At 45.9% G+C, this 19,376-nt stretch carries 16 protein-coding genes and 3 pseudogenes; 16 read left to right on the forward strand and 3 right to left on the reverse strand.

The window, feature by feature from the left end; genetic code table 11:
- From AC1DWN_RS05660 to AC1DWN_RS05715, 12 genes and pseudogenes are all read left to right on the forward strand, one after another.
- Window positions 1-906 (forward strand): carbohydrate ABC transporter permease, encoded by a 906-nt coding sequence (locus AC1DWN_RS05660; protein ID WP_477557946.1) that lies wholly within the window; start codon window positions 1-3, stop codon window positions 904-906.
- Window positions 907-3,045, forward strand: a complete 2,139-nt coding sequence (locus AC1DWN_RS05665) for a YIP1 family protein (protein ID WP_477557947.1) — start codon at window positions 907-909, stop codon at window positions 3,043-3,045.
- Window positions 3,038-5,260 (forward strand): DUF5696 domain-containing protein, encoded by a 2,223-nt coding sequence (locus AC1DWN_RS05670; protein ID WP_477557948.1) that lies wholly within the window; start codon window positions 3,038-3,040, stop codon window positions 5,258-5,260. The genes AC1DWN_RS05665 and AC1DWN_RS05670 overlap by 8 nt, the downstream gene beginning before the upstream one ends.
- Entirely contained in the window at window positions 5,257-6,147 is an 891-nt protein-coding gene (locus tag AC1DWN_RS05675; protein ID WP_477557949.1) for a carbohydrate ABC transporter permease, read from the forward strand. The genes AC1DWN_RS05670 and AC1DWN_RS05675 overlap by 4 nt, the downstream gene beginning before the upstream one ends.
- Complete coding sequence (locus tag AC1DWN_RS05680) at window positions 6,144-7,127, forward strand: carbohydrate ABC transporter permease (RefSeq protein ID WP_477557950.1); 984 nt, start codon at window positions 6,144-6,146, stop codon at window positions 7,125-7,127. The genes AC1DWN_RS05675 and AC1DWN_RS05680 overlap by 4 nt, the downstream gene beginning before the upstream one ends.
- Before the next feature lie 116 nt (window positions 7,128-7,243).
- On the forward strand, window positions 7,244-9,406 hold the full coding sequence (locus AC1DWN_RS05685; RefSeq protein ID WP_477557951.1) for a hypothetical protein: 2,163 nt from the start codon (window positions 7,244-7,246) through the stop codon (window positions 9,404-9,406).
- Between the two features lie 130 nt (window positions 9,407-9,536).
- Window positions 9,537-9,819 (forward strand): annotated as a pseudogene (locus tag AC1DWN_RS05690) (twin-arginine translocase TatA/TatE family subunit).
- Window positions 9,820-9,823: 4 nt separating this feature from the next.
- Window positions 9,824-9,946, forward strand: a complete 123-nt coding sequence (locus AC1DWN_RS05695) for a hypothetical protein (RefSeq protein WP_477557952.1) — start codon at window positions 9,824-9,826, stop codon at window positions 9,944-9,946.
- 53 nt (window positions 9,947-9,999) lie between these two features.
- Entirely contained in the window at window positions 10,000-10,809 is an 810-nt protein-coding gene (locus tag AC1DWN_RS05700) for a phytanoyl-CoA dioxygenase family protein (protein WP_477557953.1), read from the forward strand.
- Between the two features lie 122 nt (window positions 10,810-10,931).
- Window positions 10,932-11,442: pseudogene (gene tnpA, locus AC1DWN_RS05705) on the forward strand (IS200/IS605 family transposase).
- A gap of 52 nt (window positions 11,443-11,494) precedes the next feature.
- Window positions 11,495-12,487, forward strand: coding sequence for a Gfo/Idh/MocA family protein (locus AC1DWN_RS05710; RefSeq protein ID WP_477557954.1), 993 nt, complete (start codon window positions 11,495-11,497; stop codon window positions 12,485-12,487).
- The gene (locus tag AC1DWN_RS05715) at window positions 12,481-13,311 is read left to right on the forward strand and encodes a sugar phosphate isomerase/epimerase family protein (RefSeq protein WP_477557955.1); all 831 of its coding nucleotides are present in this window, start codon (window positions 12,481-12,483) and stop codon (window positions 13,309-13,311) included. Before AC1DWN_RS05710 ends, AC1DWN_RS05715 begins: the two co-directional genes overlap by 7 nt.
- A gap of 262 nt (window positions 13,312-13,573) precedes the next feature.
- Here AC1DWN_RS05715 and AC1DWN_RS05720 read toward each other — a convergent pair whose 3' ends face one another.
- A complete protein-coding gene (locus AC1DWN_RS05720) occupies window positions 13,574-14,830 on the reverse strand; it encodes an IS110 family RNA-guided transposase (protein ID WP_477557971.1) in 1,257 nt (418 codons plus the stop codon).
- A 446-nt stretch (window positions 14,831-15,276) separates the two neighbouring features.
- Here AC1DWN_RS05720 and AC1DWN_RS05725 point away from each other — a divergent pair, with 446 nt between their 5' ends.
- The 4 genes from AC1DWN_RS05725 to tatA all read left to right on the forward strand — a co-directional run bounded on the left by AC1DWN_RS05725 (window position 15,277) and on the right by tatA (window position 17,673).
- A complete protein-coding gene (locus AC1DWN_RS05725) occupies window positions 15,277-16,299 on the forward strand; it encodes a Gfo/Idh/MocA family protein (RefSeq protein WP_477557956.1) in 1,023 nt (340 codons plus the stop codon).
- 117 nt (window positions 16,300-16,416) lie between these two features.
- On the forward strand, window positions 16,417-16,728 hold the full coding sequence (locus tag AC1DWN_RS05730) for a hypothetical protein (protein ID WP_477557957.1): 312 nt from the start codon (window positions 16,417-16,419) through the stop codon (window positions 16,726-16,728).
- Between the two features lie 78 nt (window positions 16,729-16,806).
- Window positions 16,807-17,448 carry a Gfo/Idh/MocA family protein gene (locus AC1DWN_RS05735; RefSeq protein WP_477557958.1) on the forward strand — a complete coding sequence of 214 codons (642 nt, stop codon included), beginning with the start codon at window positions 16,807-16,809 and terminating at the stop codon, window positions 17,446-17,448.
- A gap of 12 nt (window positions 17,449-17,460) precedes the next feature.
- A complete protein-coding gene (gene tatA, locus AC1DWN_RS05740; RefSeq protein WP_477557959.1) occupies window positions 17,461-17,673 on the forward strand; it encodes a twin-arginine translocase TatA/TatE family subunit in 213 nt (70 codons plus the stop codon).
- Between the two features lie 311 nt (window positions 17,674-17,984).
- On the opposite strand, the gene AC1DWN_RS05745 is transcribed toward tatA, so the two are convergent.
- A complete protein-coding gene (locus AC1DWN_RS05745; protein ID WP_477557960.1) occupies window positions 17,985-18,659 on the reverse strand; it encodes a transposase in 675 nt (224 codons plus the stop codon).
- Window positions 18,554-19,300, reverse strand: a pseudogene (locus AC1DWN_RS05750) (transposase). Before AC1DWN_RS05750 ends, AC1DWN_RS05745 begins: the two are co-directional and overlap by 106 nt.
- Window positions 19,301-19,376 lie beyond the last annotated feature (76 nt).

The following is a 19,376-nucleotide window of genomic DNA, read 5'->3' on the forward strand; positions in this document are numbered from 1 at the left end:
ATGTCTCAACCACGGCTTTTGGGGCTCTCCAAGCTTTCCAGATTCACCAAGCTCTTTAGGCTTCGACGGATCTCCATATCCAGGTCGCTGCTTGTCCTATGTTTTATTGGCTTAGCGGTGTTTATGCTGCTGCCAATCATCTTTTTGTTCAATAATGCCTTTAAACCATTGAACGAGCTGTTCTTATTCCCGCCAAGTATTTGGGTGAAAGAGCCGACAATGCGCAATTTCGAGCAGCTGTTTCTGCATGCTGGTGCGGGAGTTGTCCCGTTTACACGCTACTTATTTAACAGCGTCATCGTCGTGTCGCTATCTATGGTCTGCGTCATTCTGGTCAGTACGATGGCAGGATATGTGCTAGCGAAGCACCGATTTCACTTCAAAGCGTTGATCATGTCGCTGATCATGCTGTCGCTGATGTTTGCACCGGAGACAGTTGCGATTCCACGATATTTGATCGTGAGCAGCTTGGGAATTAAGAATACGTATTTGGCGCATATCCTCCCGTTTATTGCCTCCCCGGTGGCGGTGTTTCTGATGAAGCAGTTTATTGACCAAATTCCCGATGCTTTACTGGAGGCAGCGAAGCTAGATGGGGCAAGCGATATGTATATTTTTGTACGTATCATCATCCCGTTAACCGCTCCGGCAGTAGCGACGATTGCGATTATTACGTTTCAAGCTGTCTACCTAGACGCTGAGGGCTCGACGCTCTACACGACCAAGGAGACGATGAAGACACTCGCCTTCTACGTGACTAGCCTTACGGCCAACCTGCAAAACGGTGTGGCCGGGCAAAGCATTGCCGCAGCTGCAGCACTGCTCATGTTTATTCCAAACCTGATTATTTACCTCCTGTTCCAGCGCAAAATGATTCAGACGATGCTGCATTCGGGGGTGAAATAAATGAGAGGGCGGTTAAACAACGAGGTTGTACCGTATTTTGCTGAGGCATGGCAGCATGCTGTTCCTGAGCAAAGTGGGGGCAAGCTCTCCAGAAGCAATTCCAGTCGCGCGAAAGCGTGGTTGGCCCTGATTCTACTGATCACATTTGCTGTAACACTGCTGTTTCCAACGGCTGCTTCGGCCCGATTGCCTTATAGAACATGGTTTATCGACCAGGAGACTTACCGGGCAATACGGATTCAACCGCTTTACGTGCCCAAACAGGTGATCGGATACGCCGACATCGACGTTCCGCTCTCGGCGCCGAGTGATTTATACATCGCCACAGATGATCACGTATACGTGGCGGACACCGGAAATAACCGCATTGTCGAGTTTAACGAGCGCGGCCGATTTATCCGATCAGTCGGTCTGGTTGAAGGCGACGGTGCCTTGAACGCACCTGAGGGCGTATTCGTCACCAAAGACGGGACGATCTACGCTGCTGATACAGGTAACAAGCGGATTGCTGTGTACGAAGCAAGCGGCAAGTATCTCCGCGCATTCGATAAGCCGGAATCACCGTTTTTGCCGGAAGGCTATTTTTATGTGCCTACCAAGCTTGTCGTTGACAACCGTGGGGTGATGTATGTCGTCAATAAGGATTCGTACCAAGGACTGCTGCGGATGAACGGGGAAGGAAAGTTTACCGGATTCTTCGGTGCCAATAAAACCGAGGTGGACTGGCTGACGCGGTTGAAGCGGACGATCCTCAATCAGACACAGCTGGATAAAGAAATTGCCAACCGTCCGGGAACGATTGCGAATGTGACGATGTCCAACGAGGGATTTCTTTTGACAACTAGCTACGGCGTTGCTAAGGGTCAGATTAAGAAGCTGAATGCAGGTGGGGCTGATGCCTTTCTGAATAAGCCATATTACGAAAACCAGCTTGTGGACACGGCGATCGATGCGGACCGCTTTATATACGGGATGAATAGTGAGTTTGGGGAAATCTCGATTTATGATCCTTACGGGAACGCACTTGTTTATTTTGGAGATATGGATAAATTGGCTCATCAGCAAGGGATCGTGAATTTCCCAACGAGTATGGCCATGAACAGCAAGAATGAGCTATGGGTCGCTGATAGCAGCCTGAACTTGATTCAGGTGTACAAACGGACAGCATTCGGCGAGGCGTTCTTGACGGCATCCAAGCTGTATTACGAGGGAGGCTACGAGGAAAGCAAGCCGTATTGGGAAGTTGTTATGAAAGAAAATGGCATGATGAATCTGCCGTACAATGGGATGGGTGAAATTGCGCTGTTCGAGAAGCGTTATGGGGAGTCTATGGCTCATTTTAAAGATTCCTACGATGCAGCTGGGTATTCGGATGCGTTCTGGAATATACGTTATGACTGGATCCAGAGCTACCTGATCTATTCGATACTTTTGCTGATCCTCCTTATCGTGCTGTTCCGGTTTCTCTTTAGAAAGATCCGGACCTACATGACCGGTCGTTCTTGGCCGCCGTTTGCTGCCCAGTATGGAAGAGAAGCCAAAGATGCCTGGTATATGATGTTCCACCCCTATGAAGGCTTTTACCGGTTGAAAGAACGAAAAATATCGGTGTCCATGATATTGACTCTATTACTGCTTGCGATTGGGATCCGACTTCTTTCCATTTATGGCATGGGCTTTATATTCCATCCCTATGATCTGAGCAGGGTCAATATTAAACTTTCGTTAGCCACCATGATCGTGCCGTGGGTTACATGGGTGATTGCCAACTATTTGGTAAGCTCTGTAAAAGGCGGCGAAGGCCGTTTCCGTGAAATATTGCAGGCGAGCACCTATGCGCTTGTTCCGTACATCGTATTAATGATTCCAGCCACCCTTATTTCCAATATTGTGGTCCTTGAAGAACGGATTATCATCGATTTGATTGTAAAAATCATGTGGTTGTGGGTCATCCTGCTGTTTTTTGTCATGACGCAAGTCATTCATAATTTTGATTTCCTCGAAGCGATTAAAAACGCATGTATCACATTGTTTACGATTGGGATCATATGGATATTCGTCATCATCATTACTGGCCTCAGTTTTAACCTGTATGACTTCCTTATACAGATCTACCGGGAGGTGACCTTCTATGGGTAAATGGTTATGGCCGATAAACCGCAAGTTAGGCATCGCTTCAATTATCGTCATTGTCGTCGTGTACGCTGCTATCATTTGGATCGGAAGATCGGACACATTGCCGAAGCTGCAAGAGATGAACATCGGAGCACCGCAAGTTACTTATGTATCCGTGGCGCAAGGAGAAGAATGGAAGCCGTCAGTCCTCGATTCCGACGGTTTCGCCAAAGTGGTGGAAAACAAACGGTTTATCCTGCTTCTTGATCCGAAGAAAAGTCAAATCGCCGTATTCGATAAACAAAGCGGATATTTGTGGAGAAGCAATCCAGCAAAAGACAAATTGGGTAAAGAAACGGTGAAGGGGACGTTGCTCGAAAACCTGCAATCTCCGTATATATTGGAATATGTTTTGGACAATGAAACGAACCGCAGGTTAACGAACTCTCTCGATCCGAAAATGGCCGTTAGTTATATGCTTATGGGAAATGGTATTCAAGCGATATATACGTATACCGAAATGAAGTTATCCTTTGTCATTCAATATGTCTTAACCGATCATGGGATGGAGGCGATGATTCCCAGTGAAGGGATTAAGGAAACGGGTGCTACCCGTGTCTTCGCAATAAACCTGCTTCCTTTCTTCGGCGCAGTATCGGGTACGGATGAGCAAGGCTATCTGTTTGTGCCAGACGGCCCTGGCGGATTAATCCATTACGACCACAAGCGTCCGGCTACCGGAAACAGTTATGTATTTCCCATTTACGGCAACGATCCGGCGAACTCGCAGGACAGCGACAAAAAGATGCAACGGGAGCAAATTAGCTATCCCGTGTTTGGGTTAAAACGTGGGGAGCAAGCATTTGCCGCCATCGTGAAGGAAGGTAAATATACAGCTTCGATTAAAGCGCTCCCTTCCGGAACCGTATCGACCTACCATTCGTTAAGCGCCAGCTTCAATTACCGTGAGGAGTACAATCGGAAGATAAGCGGAATTACCGAGGAGACGGTTATTGCGATCCGGAAAGAGCGGATTCTCCAAGACCGACGTGTGGAATATCGCTTATTGTCCAGCGATGATGCCGATTATGTCGGCATGGCTTACACGTATCGAAATTACCTTGAGGAAAGCGGGATGCTCGTTCCGAAATTGCAGGCGAAAGACCGCATGCCGTTGCAACTGTCGATCATCGGAGGCGCTATGAAGCCGAAGTTTGGGGGTTACAGTTACCAAACGACGACATCATTCGAACAGACGGAACAAATCGTTGATGATCTGATGCAGCATGGTGTGGCCAATATTCGGGTGACGTATCAAGGATGGCAGAACAGTGGAAATGCCGAAACTGACCAACGATTCCCAATCACCAAAGAGATCGGCGGATACAAAGGGGCCAAAGATTTTGTGAAGACGATGCATGAAAAAGGCGTTCAAGTGTTGTTTGAAGATTTCATCTCATGGACGAATCCGAAGCATTCTGACTTTTCAATAAAATTCGACGGCGTCCGCAGCATAGATACCACCATATTGCGGGGGAAATCCGAACAATTCATCGTGAATCCGATCAAAGCGATACGGAAGGAAAARGAGACGATCGATACCTTTAAGGAGATCGGGGCGGACGGCATCCATTATATCGATGGTCCGGGAGATCTAGTGTTTAGCGATTATAATCCAGACTCCTCGTTATCGCGCGAAGATACGGCATTCTATTACCAGTCGCTGATGGATTATACCCGTAAAGAACTGGGAGCGGTCGGCGTATATCGCGGCAACGATTATGCGTTGGAACATGTCGATTTTATTGTAGAACTGCCTTTTGAATCGAGCTACGATTTTATGATTGATGAGACTGTCCCGTTCTATCCGCTTGTTATACACGGTTCCGTTGAATATACGGCAACAGCCGGCAACTTGCGCAATGTCTATGACGAGGAATTTCTTAAAGCGATTGAATACGGCGCCATACCGTATTTCAAATTGACTTATTCGCCAAGTCGGGATTTGAAGGGAACGGACTACGATTATATTTTCAGCAGCGAATTCGCGATCTGGAAAGACCGAATCGTCGATGAATACGGGAAATTCAATCAACTGGCGGCAGTTTACAATCAACGGATGATCGATCATAAGAAAGTGGAGGATGGGGTCTACATCACGACATATGAGGACGGGACGAGCGTCACGGTGAATTACAACACGAAACAATTCGACGTAACAAGAGGGGGAGTCCAATGAACAATGGACCGGAACGGCGCAAAGGATATTTCTTGTTCCGCTGGAAGGAATACAGCGTCGGTTATCTGTTTATGCTTCCATGGATCATCGGTTTTTGCGTGTTCGTCGCTTTCCCCATCAGTTGGTCATTGTTTAACAGCTTTCATAATGTGAAGATATCGGGCGAAGGATTTACATATGAATGGATCGGTTTAAACAATTATAAACGATTGCTGTTCGAGGATAATGTTTATCCGTTACAAATCATTACGTATTTTCAAGAAACGCTGCTGATGATTCCGTTAATCCTGATTTTTGCATTTTTCGTATCGTTACTCTTGAATCAAAAATTCCCCGGTCGCGGATTGATGCGTGCAATCTTTTTTCTGCCGGTTATATTTGCCACAGGCCAAGTATTAATGGAACTATTCGTACAAGGCGCGGGGAAATTACCTTTTATCGAGCAGTATGATTTGGCAACGATCGTCCATAACTATTTCAGTGAACGAATTGCCAACACAGTGCTTGATATGCTGAGTAAAGCTGTCATCATCTTATGGTATTCCGGCGTGCAAATTCTGCTCTTTATTGCCGGGCTTCAAACAATACCTAGAACAGCTTACGAAGCGATCCGCATTGACKGTGCCTCGGTATGGGAAAGCTTCTGGAAAATAACCCTTCCCGGCATGCTGCCGTTTATAGGGTTAAACGCTGTGTTTACGATCATCGATTTGTTTACGTTTCCGTTTAATCCGATCTTAAAATTGGTTAACACGAATACCTTTAGCAGCGGTATTGGATATGCAAGCGCGATGACCTGGTTCTACTTCGCATTGATTTTGCTGCTGCTCGGCGTTGTATTATGGATAACTTATTATGCATCCAGGGGAAGGAGGGAGTTTCGGTGAAGTTAGAGGAGACATATCAGCAAGCGAAGCTGGAAGTGAGACGAATCATCGCAAGTCGCCGCACGCAACAGGTGAAAAGATTTTTGCTGGGACAAAATATGAATGACGGTTTTATCTCTAAAGTGATTATGATCGCTCTGTTGGCTGTTATCGCATTTCTGTATGTGAAGCCGATTATTTATATGATTTCCACCAGTATGAAAAGCACTGCGGATCTGGTCGATCCCGTAGTCGGGATCATTCCGCGGGGAATATATATCCATAATTACTTGGAAGCATGGAGAGGTCTCCATTATCCGGAAGCGTTTGTCAATACGATTATCATCGCTTTATTCGGCTCCGTATTGCAGGTGTTTACTTGTGCGCTAACCGGATATGCAATGGCTCGATTAATATTTCCCGGCAAACGTATATTTATGAGTTTGATATTCATTGCATTTCTGGTTCCTTCCCAAGTCACAGCGATTCCGCTGTATGCCATTTACGACAAACTTGGCTTGTTGCATACGCCTTTTGCATTTCTTATACCGGCGGTATTCGGACAGGGAATCCGGGGGGCATTGTTCATTATTATTTTTAGGCAATTTTTTATGACACAGCCGAAAACGTTGGAAGAAGCAGCCAAGATGGACGGGGCATCGGTTTTTCGGTTATATTTTCGCGTTATGCTACCGCTTGCCAGCTCCGCTTGTCTCGTAGTATTCCTGTTTTCATTCATTTGGTACTGGAATATGCATTATGAAGCGTCGATGTTTCTGGGCAGCGACTACGTCCCTCTATCCTTACAATTGGATATGCTGCAGAAGGAATTGATGGGCGATTCGAGGCTAAATTTCTCAGCCGCCGTAGGCAAAGATCCGGTAACGGAAGGGCCTAAGATGGCTGCTGCCTTCCTGATTATACTACCGCCACTAATTGTTTATTTGTTTGCGCAGCGATGGTTTACGGAAGGGATAGAGCGCACGGGATTGGTCGAGTGACTTCTGAGAGGGTTTATGCCAATATTCMGATCTGTGTTAACGGTTCTGGATGTTGTTCATAAAAAAATCCCCCTGCAAAGCAGGGGGAACAATGAGATGAACTGGAGGAATGGAAAATGTCAAATCAAAAAACGACCCCACAACAGGACAGTCATGAAGAGGAGAAGGCGGGAATGAGCAGCATTTTGAGCAGGAGGAAATTGTTAACCGCGTTAGGAATGTCCGGTGCAGCACTGGCTGCAGGAGGATTGCTGCCGACGTCGGCCTTTGCGGCCGGAAACGGAAACGCCAACGGAATCAGAGTGGTTGCCGAACAAGTAGTTCAAGAGATGGTTCCGCCGATGATGAGCGAATCGTGTGTTCAAACGGCTACGGTTGCGGAGCTGCGTGCGGTGAGTCTACCGGTAGATACTCTTTATTATGTGACGGATAGTGGGCAGGAAGGGCATTTTTATTATGACCCCGCTGATAACGCATCCGCTGATAATACGGGAGCTGTGTTGGTGTCGTCATCCGGAGCCAGGTTTAAACGGATTATGGAGGGAGAGATCGATGTCCGGTGGTTCGGAGCAAAAGGGGATGGTATTGCGGATGATTCGGCGCCGTTGATGAGTGCAATGATCTTTGCTGCACAAAAGAATAAAAAGGTATTTATTCCGAAAACCGATTTCAGTTATAACATCGCTTCCACGATCCGGGTTCCCCTCGACAGCGGTGAGGAACTGATCATCGAATCTAACGGTGCGTTAATCAAGCCCGCTAGTTTGTTCAGCTCGACAACGATATGGAAACTGACGCAATTCGACGAAAGGGTCTTTTTATCCATTGGTAAAATATCACAAGGCACGAATGTCAGTACGGCCTTTGACAACAACGTGAATACCTCCGTCAAAATTAGCGGTTTGATCGTCGACGGCTCAGTCATTTCCGTTGTGCCCAACACGAACGGATATGCAACCACAATTGGAGTCGGGATACAGATTTCGGCTGAAAATGTCGAAATATCCCATTGCCTAATCCAAAATATGTTCGGTTACGGTCTTCGGGTCCATGGTCCGAAATATTTCACTGCTTCGAACAGTAAATTTTTGGAAGTTGGCGGTAGAGGAATGACGCCTCACACGGGGGGGGATTATGATGCGTTTGGGGACGGTTTGTTTACTTCCAGCGTGAAAGAAGGAGGGATGGTTTCTATAGCGGATTGCGACATTCACGGAATCTCATCTCTGGCCAAACGCAGTCGCAGCGCCATTACTTTCGAATTTGGAATTCATAAGTATACGTCCAATATTTCCCGCTGTAAAATATCGAAGTATGCTAAAGGGTTTCATATCGAAGAAAATGTTCCTTCATTTATTGTGATCGACGATTGTGATCTGTCGGATTTTAATTTTGGCATTGCTAATGTCCTCAATAACGGCGGCAGGTGCATGATCAATAACTCGCGGTTTGTGGTGAGTGATATTGACCGACAGGACTTCGGTAGCCCATTGATCATACTTAACATGTCGGATATCGGGGTGTATTTCTGCAATTGTATCATTGATTTGGATTGTGAGAGAACGTATCAGTCCATTCCCTATGTCAAATTGTTCGACAAGTGCTCCATTTACGGCCATAATAAAAATCATTTTTTTGCCGATGCAAGTTCGAAATTTACATCCTGTACATTTTACGATTTCGGCGGAGCCTACTTCTCTTTCTCTCATTGGGGGAACACCGGACAATATTTCCTTGAAAATTGCGATTTTTATGGCGGTGAGGATATAACGGCTTCGGGGGCGAGATTGGAGTTCGTCAACTGCAGGCACTATGCTGAAGGCAAACGGCTGATCGGCACGAATCTTACTGCGGCGAATGACGTTTTTCCCAATTTGAACGGAGAGTGTGCCGTTATCGGCATTACGGGTACAACTTGTCAGATTAAGCCGGACACTTCCTTCTCCCCCTTGTGGGGTTCGGTAATGCGCTTGGCGGCTATCATTTATAGCCACGATCTGAATCCGACCAGACGGTTCGGCAGAAGCGTGATGAGTAATTTGTCATTGATCGGAGGAGGTTACCGGATTGTGAAGTTCAAGGTTGCTTCCTCCGGCAGTTGGGTGGTGGACGGAGCACCCGAACTTGTGGGTACAGATCAATCCGCTGAGGGGTTCAATATCGTCACTTCCGATGGAGGCATTACTTGGTCGAAGGATCCGAACGGTTTCAATGGGCAGTGGGTTGCAGGGTTTGATGTAGTCATTATTCCGGTACATTATTTAACTTATGTTCAATAAATGAGCGAAAATAGAGTTAATAGTTGTGCAATCCATTCCGCATCAGAAACGTCTGTCTTACGACCGGGCATAGGTGCGATACCACCAACTGGATCAAAGTGAAAACACTTACGAAGAGGAGTTTAAATGTATGGGTGCGTTTAGCCCTATCCATATCATATTGATTGTTATTGTAGCTTTATTGTTGTTTGGGCCTAGTAAGCTTCCGGAATTGGGCCAAAGCCTTCGGTAAAACGCTTAGGGAATTTAAAAATGGGACCAGAGACATTATGAATGACAATGACGAGGCACCACAAGTTCAGCCTGCGCCGCGTAAAGAAATTCATTCCGAGAAAGCAAATGTGGAAGAAGCTCAATATCATGAAGTGAGTACCGAAGCAAAGGAGAAAAAACCACAGACAATCGCAGATTAACAGATTGAACTTTGAGCTGATGACAGATAAGGCTCGTGAAATGATGCAAGACGATGCGTTGTCTCTTGTTGAGCATTTGGGCGAATTGGGCAAACGAATATTTTGGATTGTTGCTGTGACCGTCTAAATGAGGTACTGAACAAGAAACCCTGATCAAGAATAGTAAATGGAGGGATTACAGTGATATTAACAAAAGAACAAATTAATTTTTTTGAAACATTTGGATTTATTAAATTCCCACAACTTATGGCCGATCGTATCGATTGGATCATAAATGAATTTACACTTACATTTCCAAATACGAATATACATGATGGATCGAAACGTACCTGTGTCTTTCCTTTTATCGATCAACGGATGAGTGTTTTGCTTGACGATCCTAGGTTACTGGCCATCGGAAAAGCCCTGCTGGGTGATGATTTCAACTATATGGGAAGCGATGGGAACTATTACACAGGTAATACAGGCTGGCATAGAGATACTTATCAACCGAATCATAAGCATATCAAGATTGCCTTTTATCTTGACAAGCTTGATGGGGATACGGGGGCACTGCGCGTAATTCCAGGAAGCCATCGCATGGAGGAGGATCAATTTGGTAAGGACTGGTGGGAAAAAGTGGGAAGGAGTGATGTGCACTGGGGTATAGATGGGGAGAAGGTTCCGGCTTACGTACTAGACGTTATTCCCGGAGATGTTCTGGTTTTTAACCACAATACATTTCATTCCGCTTGGAACGGGACTACCCACCGGAGAATGTTCACGATGAATTTGTGCGAGCGGTACAAAGACGATGAATTCTCGGATTTGCTTGACTATATATCAGGCGCATCCAGATTCTGGGTTGACCGATACTATTCAGAGATCATGATGAATACGGCATCTCCGGAGAGAATGAAGCATCTGGAGCAAGTGATGGCTAATGATGGCCATCTGGCTGCATTAAGTGCAGAAATGCGTTTGACGATGTCCGAGCCTGCTAGGGGATAACAAATATTCGATGAGGTGCGTGGGAGAATAAAATAGGAAGAGTCGATGCACATGATAAAAAGCCCTCCTCTATTATACTGATAAAGGTTTCGCAGCCAAATCAGTAGGAGAGGAGGGCATCCATGGACAATTCGAGTCTATCACATACGAAGTGGGATTGCAGATACCATATCGTATTCATTCCCAAGTACAGACGCAAAGTAATGTACGGAGAAGTAAGAAAGGATATCCGGGTGATCATCAAAAAGCTGTGTGAGTACAAAAACGTGGTGGTTGTTGAAGGAATCGTCTGCATCGATCACATCCATCTCTGTGTAAAAATACCACCTAAGTTGAGTGTATCCGAGTTCATGGGGTATTAAAAAAGTAAAAGTGCCTTAATGATATTTGATCGTCATCTTGAATTTAGGGCGAAAGGAAATCGACATTTCTGGGCTAAAGGGTATTTCGTCAACACGGTGGGAAAAAAATGAAGTGGGGATCAGAAAGTACATCCAGAACCAAGTAGAAGTGGATCAACTTGACAGCGGCTTGGTTAAATCTCCTGTTTCTATGAAGTCGACGGCGTATGTGAATTATCTTTCGATTTCAATAACTACATTTACTTCCGAATATATTATTCTTTTATTGTAGTGTGCAATTAACCATTAATCAGTAGAGCAGATTCGAGAGGAGTAGTTTACTAATGGCAGTTAGAATCGGATTTATAGGTGTTGGCGGGATAGCAGAGCATCACATCAACACGTTAAAAAAGGTAGAACACGCTCAAATCACCGCCGTATTCGATATTAATCAAAGCAGATCCAAAGAGGTTGCTGAAACCTACGGAGCCAAGTCTTATGAAAGCACCAAGCAGCTGATCGATTCTGGAGAAATCGATGCTTTGTTTATATGCACGCCCCCTTTTTCGCGCTCAGGTATTGAAGAAGCTGCTGCTCGCAAGGGGATTCACTTGCTGTCGGAGAAGCCTGTAGGCTTGAATATGGAAGAGGTTCATAATAATGAACAAATCATTCGCGAGTCTGGCATCATTAATTCCTCCGGATATTGTTTGCGTTACCAAGATATCGTCGCTAAAGCGAAAGCCTATTTAAGCAACAAACAGATCGATTTGGTCTTGTCATACCGACTTGGCAGTATGCCAGGTGCAAGATGGTGGAGAATGCTGGAGCAATCAGGCGGCCAATTAGTTGAGCAATCAACGCATCAGCTTGATTTGATTCGTTATTTAGCAGGAGAGTTCAAGGAAGTCCATGCCATTCATGAACAAAGATCTATCCAGAAGATCGACCCGGAAGCAACAGCTTATGATGTTGGAACTGTATCCTTCATCTTGGAGTCGGGAGCCATCGGTAATATAACCAGCAGCTGCTTGGCGAAATATGTTGGGCGCGGTGGTGTAGAGTTCTATGGTCAAGACTTCTTCCTCTCCATTGATGGTATGACGCTGCGGATCAAGGATGACAATCAAGATTTGACAGAAGTTTCGGAAGTTGATTTTTATTATGAGCAGGACAAAGCATTTATCGAGGCTGTAAGAACTAACCAACCCAGCTTGGTGCTGTGTGATTATTCCGATGCAGCTGTAACTTTAGCTGTAACATTGGCAGCCAATGACTCATCAGCGACAGGAAAGTCCATTACACTCGGAACAGGGAAGGGGAATTTACCTTGTTAAAATCGATTAATCAATGGTGCTTTAAGTACCATACATCCCTGGAACAGGTACTGGCAGTTAGCAGCAGCGCAGGCTATGACGCTGTGGAATTAAATTTATATGAGCCTGGTGGCATTGGCTTAACAATGGATATAACCGCGGCAGAAGCTGAAAAGGTTGGTAATCTAGCCCGCAGCCATGGACTTCAGCTGCGCAGCTTGTCGACTGGCCTCATGGGGCAGAATCCCTTGTCCTCTGCAGATGCCTCGGTGCGTGAGCAAGGCCGCCGCGTTGTCACGAAACAACTGGAGCTAGCTGAGCTACTTGGCATTGATACTGTGCTTGTCGTACCAGGAACAGTAGATCCAGATACATCGTATGATCAATGCTACGATCGCAGCCTGAAGGAACTGAAGCTTCTGGCATCAGAAGCTGAGAGACGCAAAACCCGGATCGGCATTGAAAATGTGTGGAACAAGTTCCTGCTATCTCCATTGGAGATGGCGCGTTACGTGGATGAGATCGGTTCACCTAATGTGGGTGTCTACTTTGATGTAGGTAACATTTTATTGTATGGCTATCCGGAGCAATGGATTCGTATATTGGGTCCTCGCATCTTCAAAATTCACGTTAAAGATTTCCTGACAGCCGTTGGTAATGGCAATGGCTTTGTCTCCCTGCTTGCCGGGGATGTCAATTGGAAGGCTGTCCGCGAAGCTCTGCATGAAATCGGCTACACAGATACACTAACTGCTGAGCTCGGCATCTACGCTGCTGATCCGCTGCAGTTAGTGTACGATACCTCTCGCCATCTTGACATTATCATCGGTGGCGAAGCTAAATAAGCTTTGCCCATCAGAAGTGCCTAGAAAAATTGAAATCGGCTCCATTATAATAAAGGTGAGGGACTTATCAACACGTAAACATAAATTTCTAAGAGAGCAGCGGTACTATGTCAAGTCCCTGAAATGAGATGAATTGACAGTACGGCATTCTTTTCAGGGGGTGAGCCAGAAAACGGCAAACTCAAACTAAACCTGCCCTACCTAGATTTCCGGATATTTCCTGTTTATCTAAGAAATGGGCGGTTTTGTGGCGGAACCTATGTCAACCGTTTTGTCGGATCACTTCTCTGGGTTCGTAGAGTCGGTTGGTTCGCAGCAGATAGTCTACCAACCGCACTAATTTACGAGCTGTGAGCGCAAGGGCACGTTTTTCGGCATATTTAGCCGGCTCCGCTTTCTTGAGACTGTAGTACTGAGCGAATACAGTGTCGTGCACCTGGACACTCTTCGCTGCTTGTGTGAAGTAGTACTTCAGATAGCGGTTTCCGGATTTAATGAGCCGAGATTCAACGCCTTTAAAGTCGCCAGACTGGTTTTCTGTCCAAGCGAGACCTGCGTACTTGGCAAGCCCCATTTGGTTAGGAAATCGCTGGATGTCGCCAATCTCCGAAAGGAGTCCGGCGGCAAAAATCGTACTAATTCCCGGTACAGACGTTAGCGTCTGCGGGATGGTCGCCAGGTGCTCCTCAATCGCTTTTTCTAGCGACTTTGCCTGCTCTTGAAGCGATCGGATGACACGAATGTTCGAAGCCATCGCTAGATTGATAGCGTCAGACATCGCTTTGGGCAATCTGTAAGACGAGCGCGCGGCCTTCTGTAAGGCCTCGGCTACACCCTCTGGGTTCTCGAAACGGTTTTTACCGCATTCCGCCACAAACGTGGTCAAATGTTCGATGGGCATAGCGATGATTTGTTCGACGTCCACGAACTGTTCAATTACCGCCAGACTTGTAGCTGATGTTTTCTTACGAAGCGGTCCGGAATTATAGCTGCTGAACTTCAGGAATAAATTGGTCAGCAGGAAATTGGTCTCCCGTGTCAAAGTCTGTACAATGTGGAATCGAGTTCGCGATAGGCGCTGCAACGCTGCGAGGGACTCGCTCCACGTAAAGGCACGGGGTAGATGACCGGATCTGAGCTTAGCGGCGATGAACCAGGCGTCTACCCTGTCGTTTTTAGGGGCGTCCAGAAAGTGTGTCTTCTTAAACACCTTGATTAGACTGGGATTAAACACGTAGACATCATGTTCGTAAGGCTCGAAACTCAGCACACTCTCCAAGTAACGTGCGAGATGGCTAGAGTAACAACCGGTCGCTTCCAGACCGAAGCGGATCTGTGTCAAGCTGTGCTTCTGCATTAGAGAAATCATCCGCTGATGCAAAGCATAGATACCGGGCTCGTCATTGGTGATGGTAAAGCGACTTAAGGATTTGGTGCTGTCCCCTTCGGGAAGGCAACAGACAACGTTGTTCTTACTGCTTACATCGATCCCGACAAATAAGATGGGAATGGTGTTCACCTCCAATCGTTATGAACTGGGTGCCTACGGTCCTGGGATATCCTTGGGAAATCTCTCCGCTTACAGCCTTGCAAGCTATAGGCATACACCGCGGCCCATCGGTGCACGAACCTTCCTCTGCAATGCGGAAGGGATGGCGACGCGCGGGATGCAGTCAGCGTGTAGGTAAATACGGTAGAGGCCAAGGGAATACTCTCAAATGGAAGAACCCGACTGATCGAGTCTACAGGAGGAAAAGGAACATTCCCGTCGGTAGCACCTACTGGCATTTTCCCAAGGATAGCCCAAGATCGTAAACACCCAAGATTTGGTCCCTTCGGGACGCTCCCGCGCCTTCGCTTGGGCTGCGTTCTCCACAAGGACAAGATTTCAGTTTTCAAAGTACAAAAAGTAATAAGAGCAACCCCGAATCAGGAGCTGCTCTTAGCATACAAGGAGGGGGAACGATGTCAATTATGCGATTTGTGGTCGTCGGTACTGGATGGGTAGCTGGGGAATATTTAAAAGCGATTCATGCTCGAAAGGATGCAGAGGTTTACGGTGTAGTTAGTCACAATATCGAGCATGCGAAACAGAGATTAATGGAATTGTCTATTGATGCTCGTATATCCAGCAATTTCGAGGAAGCCGTAAAGGATCCGAACGTCGATGCTGTCGTATTATGCTCTACCCCGGATATCCGATCGGAGCAGGCCATACTGGCTGCTCGATATGGAAAACATATTGTCTTAGAGAAACCCTTGGCAATGGATCGAAAAGCTTTATTGACTATGGCCGATGCGATTCATTCAAGCAAAGTTCATACCGTTGTTGGATTTGTCCTGCGCTGGAATCCATCGTTTCTCAACACAAAAGCATTGATCGAAGACGATGCTATCGGTCGTATATTCATGGCTCAAATCGATTATTGGCATCATGTTGGGCCGCAGTACCCACAGTATCGCTGGAGCAAGGGGAAAGCGCTCGGCGGCAGTAGTATAATGTCGGCCGGCTGCCATGCTGTCGATGCTATTCGATATTTCGCTGGCGATATCGAAGAAGTAACAGCTTATAGCTGCCGAACTTGGGTAGATTCCGAATATGAATTTGATCCGAACGCTATTGCCATATGCAAGCTTAAGAATGGCGGTATTGCTAAGGTATCCTCCTCCCTTGAATGTAAGACGCCTTACAAGTTCAATATGCATTTACTTGGGGAGAAAGGGACGATCATGAACAACCAATTTTTTAGCCATAAGCTGCCAGGTCAAACCGATTATACAACCATACCGACCATCTTGCCGGACAGTGGGGACGTATCACATCATCCCTTTATTGAAGAAATTGATGACTTTGTGTTATCGCTTCGTCAAAACACCAAAACTCGCTGCGACTTTTTTGATGCCCTTCATTCGATGGAAACTTGTTTTGCCATTGATGAATCCATTGCAGAAGGCAGAAGCGTTAAGGTGACAGAGTTCCACAAATAGAAGAATAGAGGCATGGATATCGATGGGATGAAGTGTGGTGAGGTGTGATGTAGGTTACCGAATTTTGGTTCTCTCTGTATCGTTCCACACAACATCGAACTATGGAGGGAATTTAGAATGGGGTATTCGTTCCCAATCATCGGTTGCAGGCATGGGCACATCGGTGTGTTTATTCAGGAAATGCTGGCATTAGGGCATCTGTGTATAGGGATATATGAAACAGGTGACCGTTCTCTAGCCTCTCATTTCTCTGAACAATACTATATTCCGATAGTTGATGATTTGGCAATGGTAATATCACCTTCCGTTCATATTGTCGGTTCATCTGCGATTAACAATGAAAAAATCGATGTCATTGAACTGTGTGAAAAATACAATAAACATGTGATGTTAGATAAACCCGCTGTAACCAATCGGGATGGGCCTTGAACGATTGAAAAAATAATGGATCGAGGAAATACGCAGATTGGGATGTTATTGACAGAACGATTCAGGAGTTCCGTCTATTTGTTGAAGCAATTCATGGATAGTGGCGAGATTGGAGAAATCGTCCACATTTCAATACGAAAACCACATCAGCTTTCTCCCACTAGCAGAGCACCTTGGCATTTCTCTCGGGAGCAGAACGGCGGCATTGTTGTAGATCTGCTTATCCATGATTTTGATTTACTGCGGTGGCTTACAAGCAAGGAAATATCAGTTATCCACTGCATGAAGTCAAAGACAATTTTACCGCAATATCCGCAGTTTTATGATGTTGCATCCGTGCAGATACAGATGGACAACGGTATACTGGCTCAATTATATGCGGACTGGCATACACCGGAGAAGTGCTGGTCGTTCGGTGATTGCCGCATTTATGTTACCGGTACGAGAGGGAATATTGAATTACGTTTATGTGGCGATCCAGCAGTGGACAAGGATGAGCTATTCTCCCTGACCACAGATAAGGAGCCTTTCCGGCATGTAGAATTACCTGCGGTTCCTATTAATGTGACTCAGGATTTTCTGGCAGGAATCGAAGGGGAATTCAGCATAATTACGAAGAAGGATGTATATCAGGCATCCCAAGCTACCATTCAAGCGGATGAACATGCATTCATTAACAACAACTTTGAGAATATTTCCTTGTTTGACATCAGTAACTAAAACCAAGGAGGAATGATGATGGCTGGCATAGGACCGATTGGAATTATTTTGATTGTTTTAGTTGCGCTTTTGTTATTTGGTCCCCAGAAATTGCCTGAATTAGGACGAGCTTTCGGCTCGACCTTGAAGGAATTCAAGAGAGGCACGAGGGATATGCTAATTGATGAAGATAAAAAGGAAGATAAAAAGAACGATCGTTTAAGGGAAGATAACAAAGAACTTTAGAACGAGATACTATCAGCATGGATTTCAGAAAATTCTATAATATGCTTCTGTAGCTTGTTAGACAATGCTTTCAGAAGCATATTATACCTGAAATATTCATAGAGCACTGAGTTACATGGTTGGACTGGGAATGCAAGGGAATTGCATTTTCGGGAATCATTAAAATCTGTGTTTTGAGGATGCAATGGAGTGGCTTTCTTAAGCGGTCACGAATCAAATTAGAAATATCCATTATGTGGGTGTTGAAATGGACATGCTTGCCCGTTGCACCGGAATAAGCCTTTTGCAATTGAGCTAAATTACACTAACCATCATCCAAATCTAGGCAAGCGTTGGATATTGTTCAGTGTTTGGATGAACGGCTCTTTGTAAATGCAAGAGCTGCACAGTTTCCATGTCCAGTAACGGCCGGAATAGATCAGTTTTCCAGCAATTTTAATCAGCTTGGTACGCAGGGTTTCCATTCGTCCCGGCTTGAATGCTTCGGGTAAACAGAGTCGACGAAACCAGTTGTTAAAGTTGTACGCCAGCATCGCCAGTTGCAATTTAACCGCATTGGATTCGAATCCGGTGCTGCTCATCTTGTGGCAAGCAAAACCGTTCTTCGCTTCCTTGATGAAATTCTCCATGTGTCCGCGTTGAAAGTAAAACCGAATGACATTGCGCGGTTGCAGGCTCATGTTCGTAGCAATAAAGGTGAATTGAAAATGAAGTTCTCCCGCAAGACGTTCCATCTTGACGACCACACGGCGCGCACAGTTCCAAGACTTCGCCCTGTACTGAAATTCACGGTAATGAACTTGCCGCTCATGAAGCTTTTGAGCATTAAGCACTTGATTTGCCATCGCTTGCGCAGCAGATTGCAGACGGGCATTGGCTTTCAGACGAATCGCGTATTTATGTCCCTTCGTTTCGGCGAGATCAAACAATCCCGGTACAGCAAAGCCGCTGTTACCGCGAAAGAAAGCGAAGCCTTCGGTGTCCAAGATTGATACCGCTCCAGAACAGGTCCCATAAACCGCACGACCTGGCGAGAAGTGTATACGTTGCCGGCACGAAGTTCAGCTCGCAAGCAATCGCCGGTCAATCCGTCAAAGCAAAACAACGGATGAAATCCATTTTGTGCATAGTGATGATTATAGTTCGATCCGTGCTGCTTACCGGAGGCGGTAAACCCAGAGGAATCCAAATCCAGAACAAACTGATCGCGCGGTTCGATTGCGTATGCGCGACCTTGTAGGACTTCATTTATACGCTCCAACGATTTAGCTGTTGCAATATCCGCTTTATCATTAAAGCGAGAGATTGTCGGCTGTGAAGCGAGTCGTTCTTTTGCCATCTATGGGGTCAAAAGGGGTTCGTGAGACAAGTCATCCGCATGATCATCAGTGTGATAGCCGCAAAGATGCTGATAGATCTTCTGCAACGCAACATCTGAATTAGGATGGTCCCGATGAACAACAGGATCGTTGACAACGAGCAATTGCTTAACGGTCTGAGACAGACCCAGTTTGTAATCGAATTCCTTATATAGAAGCAGGCCAGCATCCGAGGTTAGATCACCGCCATCAAAATTCACTTTCATTCGGGGGTTGAAGTTCATGCCGTACTCTTGTAAACTTGCCATAGAAGAGTCTCCTTTGTAGTTTTGGTGCGTTTGGTCACCATCAATACTACCAAAGTAAGGACTCTTTTTCCATATT

This window comes from Paenibacillus sp. P4_A7 (assembly GCF_056402455.1).

Coding starts and splice junctions, on each gene's coding strand:
- AC1DWN_RS05660 (WP_477557946.1), top strand. CDS start 1: ATGTCTCAACCACGGCTTTTGGGGCTCTCCAAGCTTTCCAGATTCACC.
- AC1DWN_RS05665 (WP_477557947.1), top strand. CDS start 907: ATGAGAGGGCGGTTAAACAACGAGGTTGTACCGTATTTTGCTGAGGCA.
- AC1DWN_RS05685 (WP_477557951.1), top strand. CDS start 7,244: ATGTCAAATCAAAAAACGACCCCACAACAGGACAGTCATGAAGAGGAG.
- AC1DWN_RS05710 (WP_477557954.1), top strand. CDS start 11,495: ATGGCAGTTAGAATCGGATTTATAGGTGTTGGCGGGATAGCAGAGCAT.
- AC1DWN_RS05725 (WP_477557956.1), top strand. CDS start 15,277: ATGTCAATTATGCGATTTGTGGTCGTCGGTACTGGATGGGTAGCTGGG.
- AC1DWN_RS05730 (WP_477557957.1), top strand. CDS start 16,417: ATGGGGTATTCGTTCCCAATCATCGGTTGCAGGCATGGGCACATCGGT.
- tatA (WP_477557959.1), top strand. CDS start 17,461: ATGATGATGGCTGGCATAGGACCGATTGGAATTATTTTGATTGTTTTA.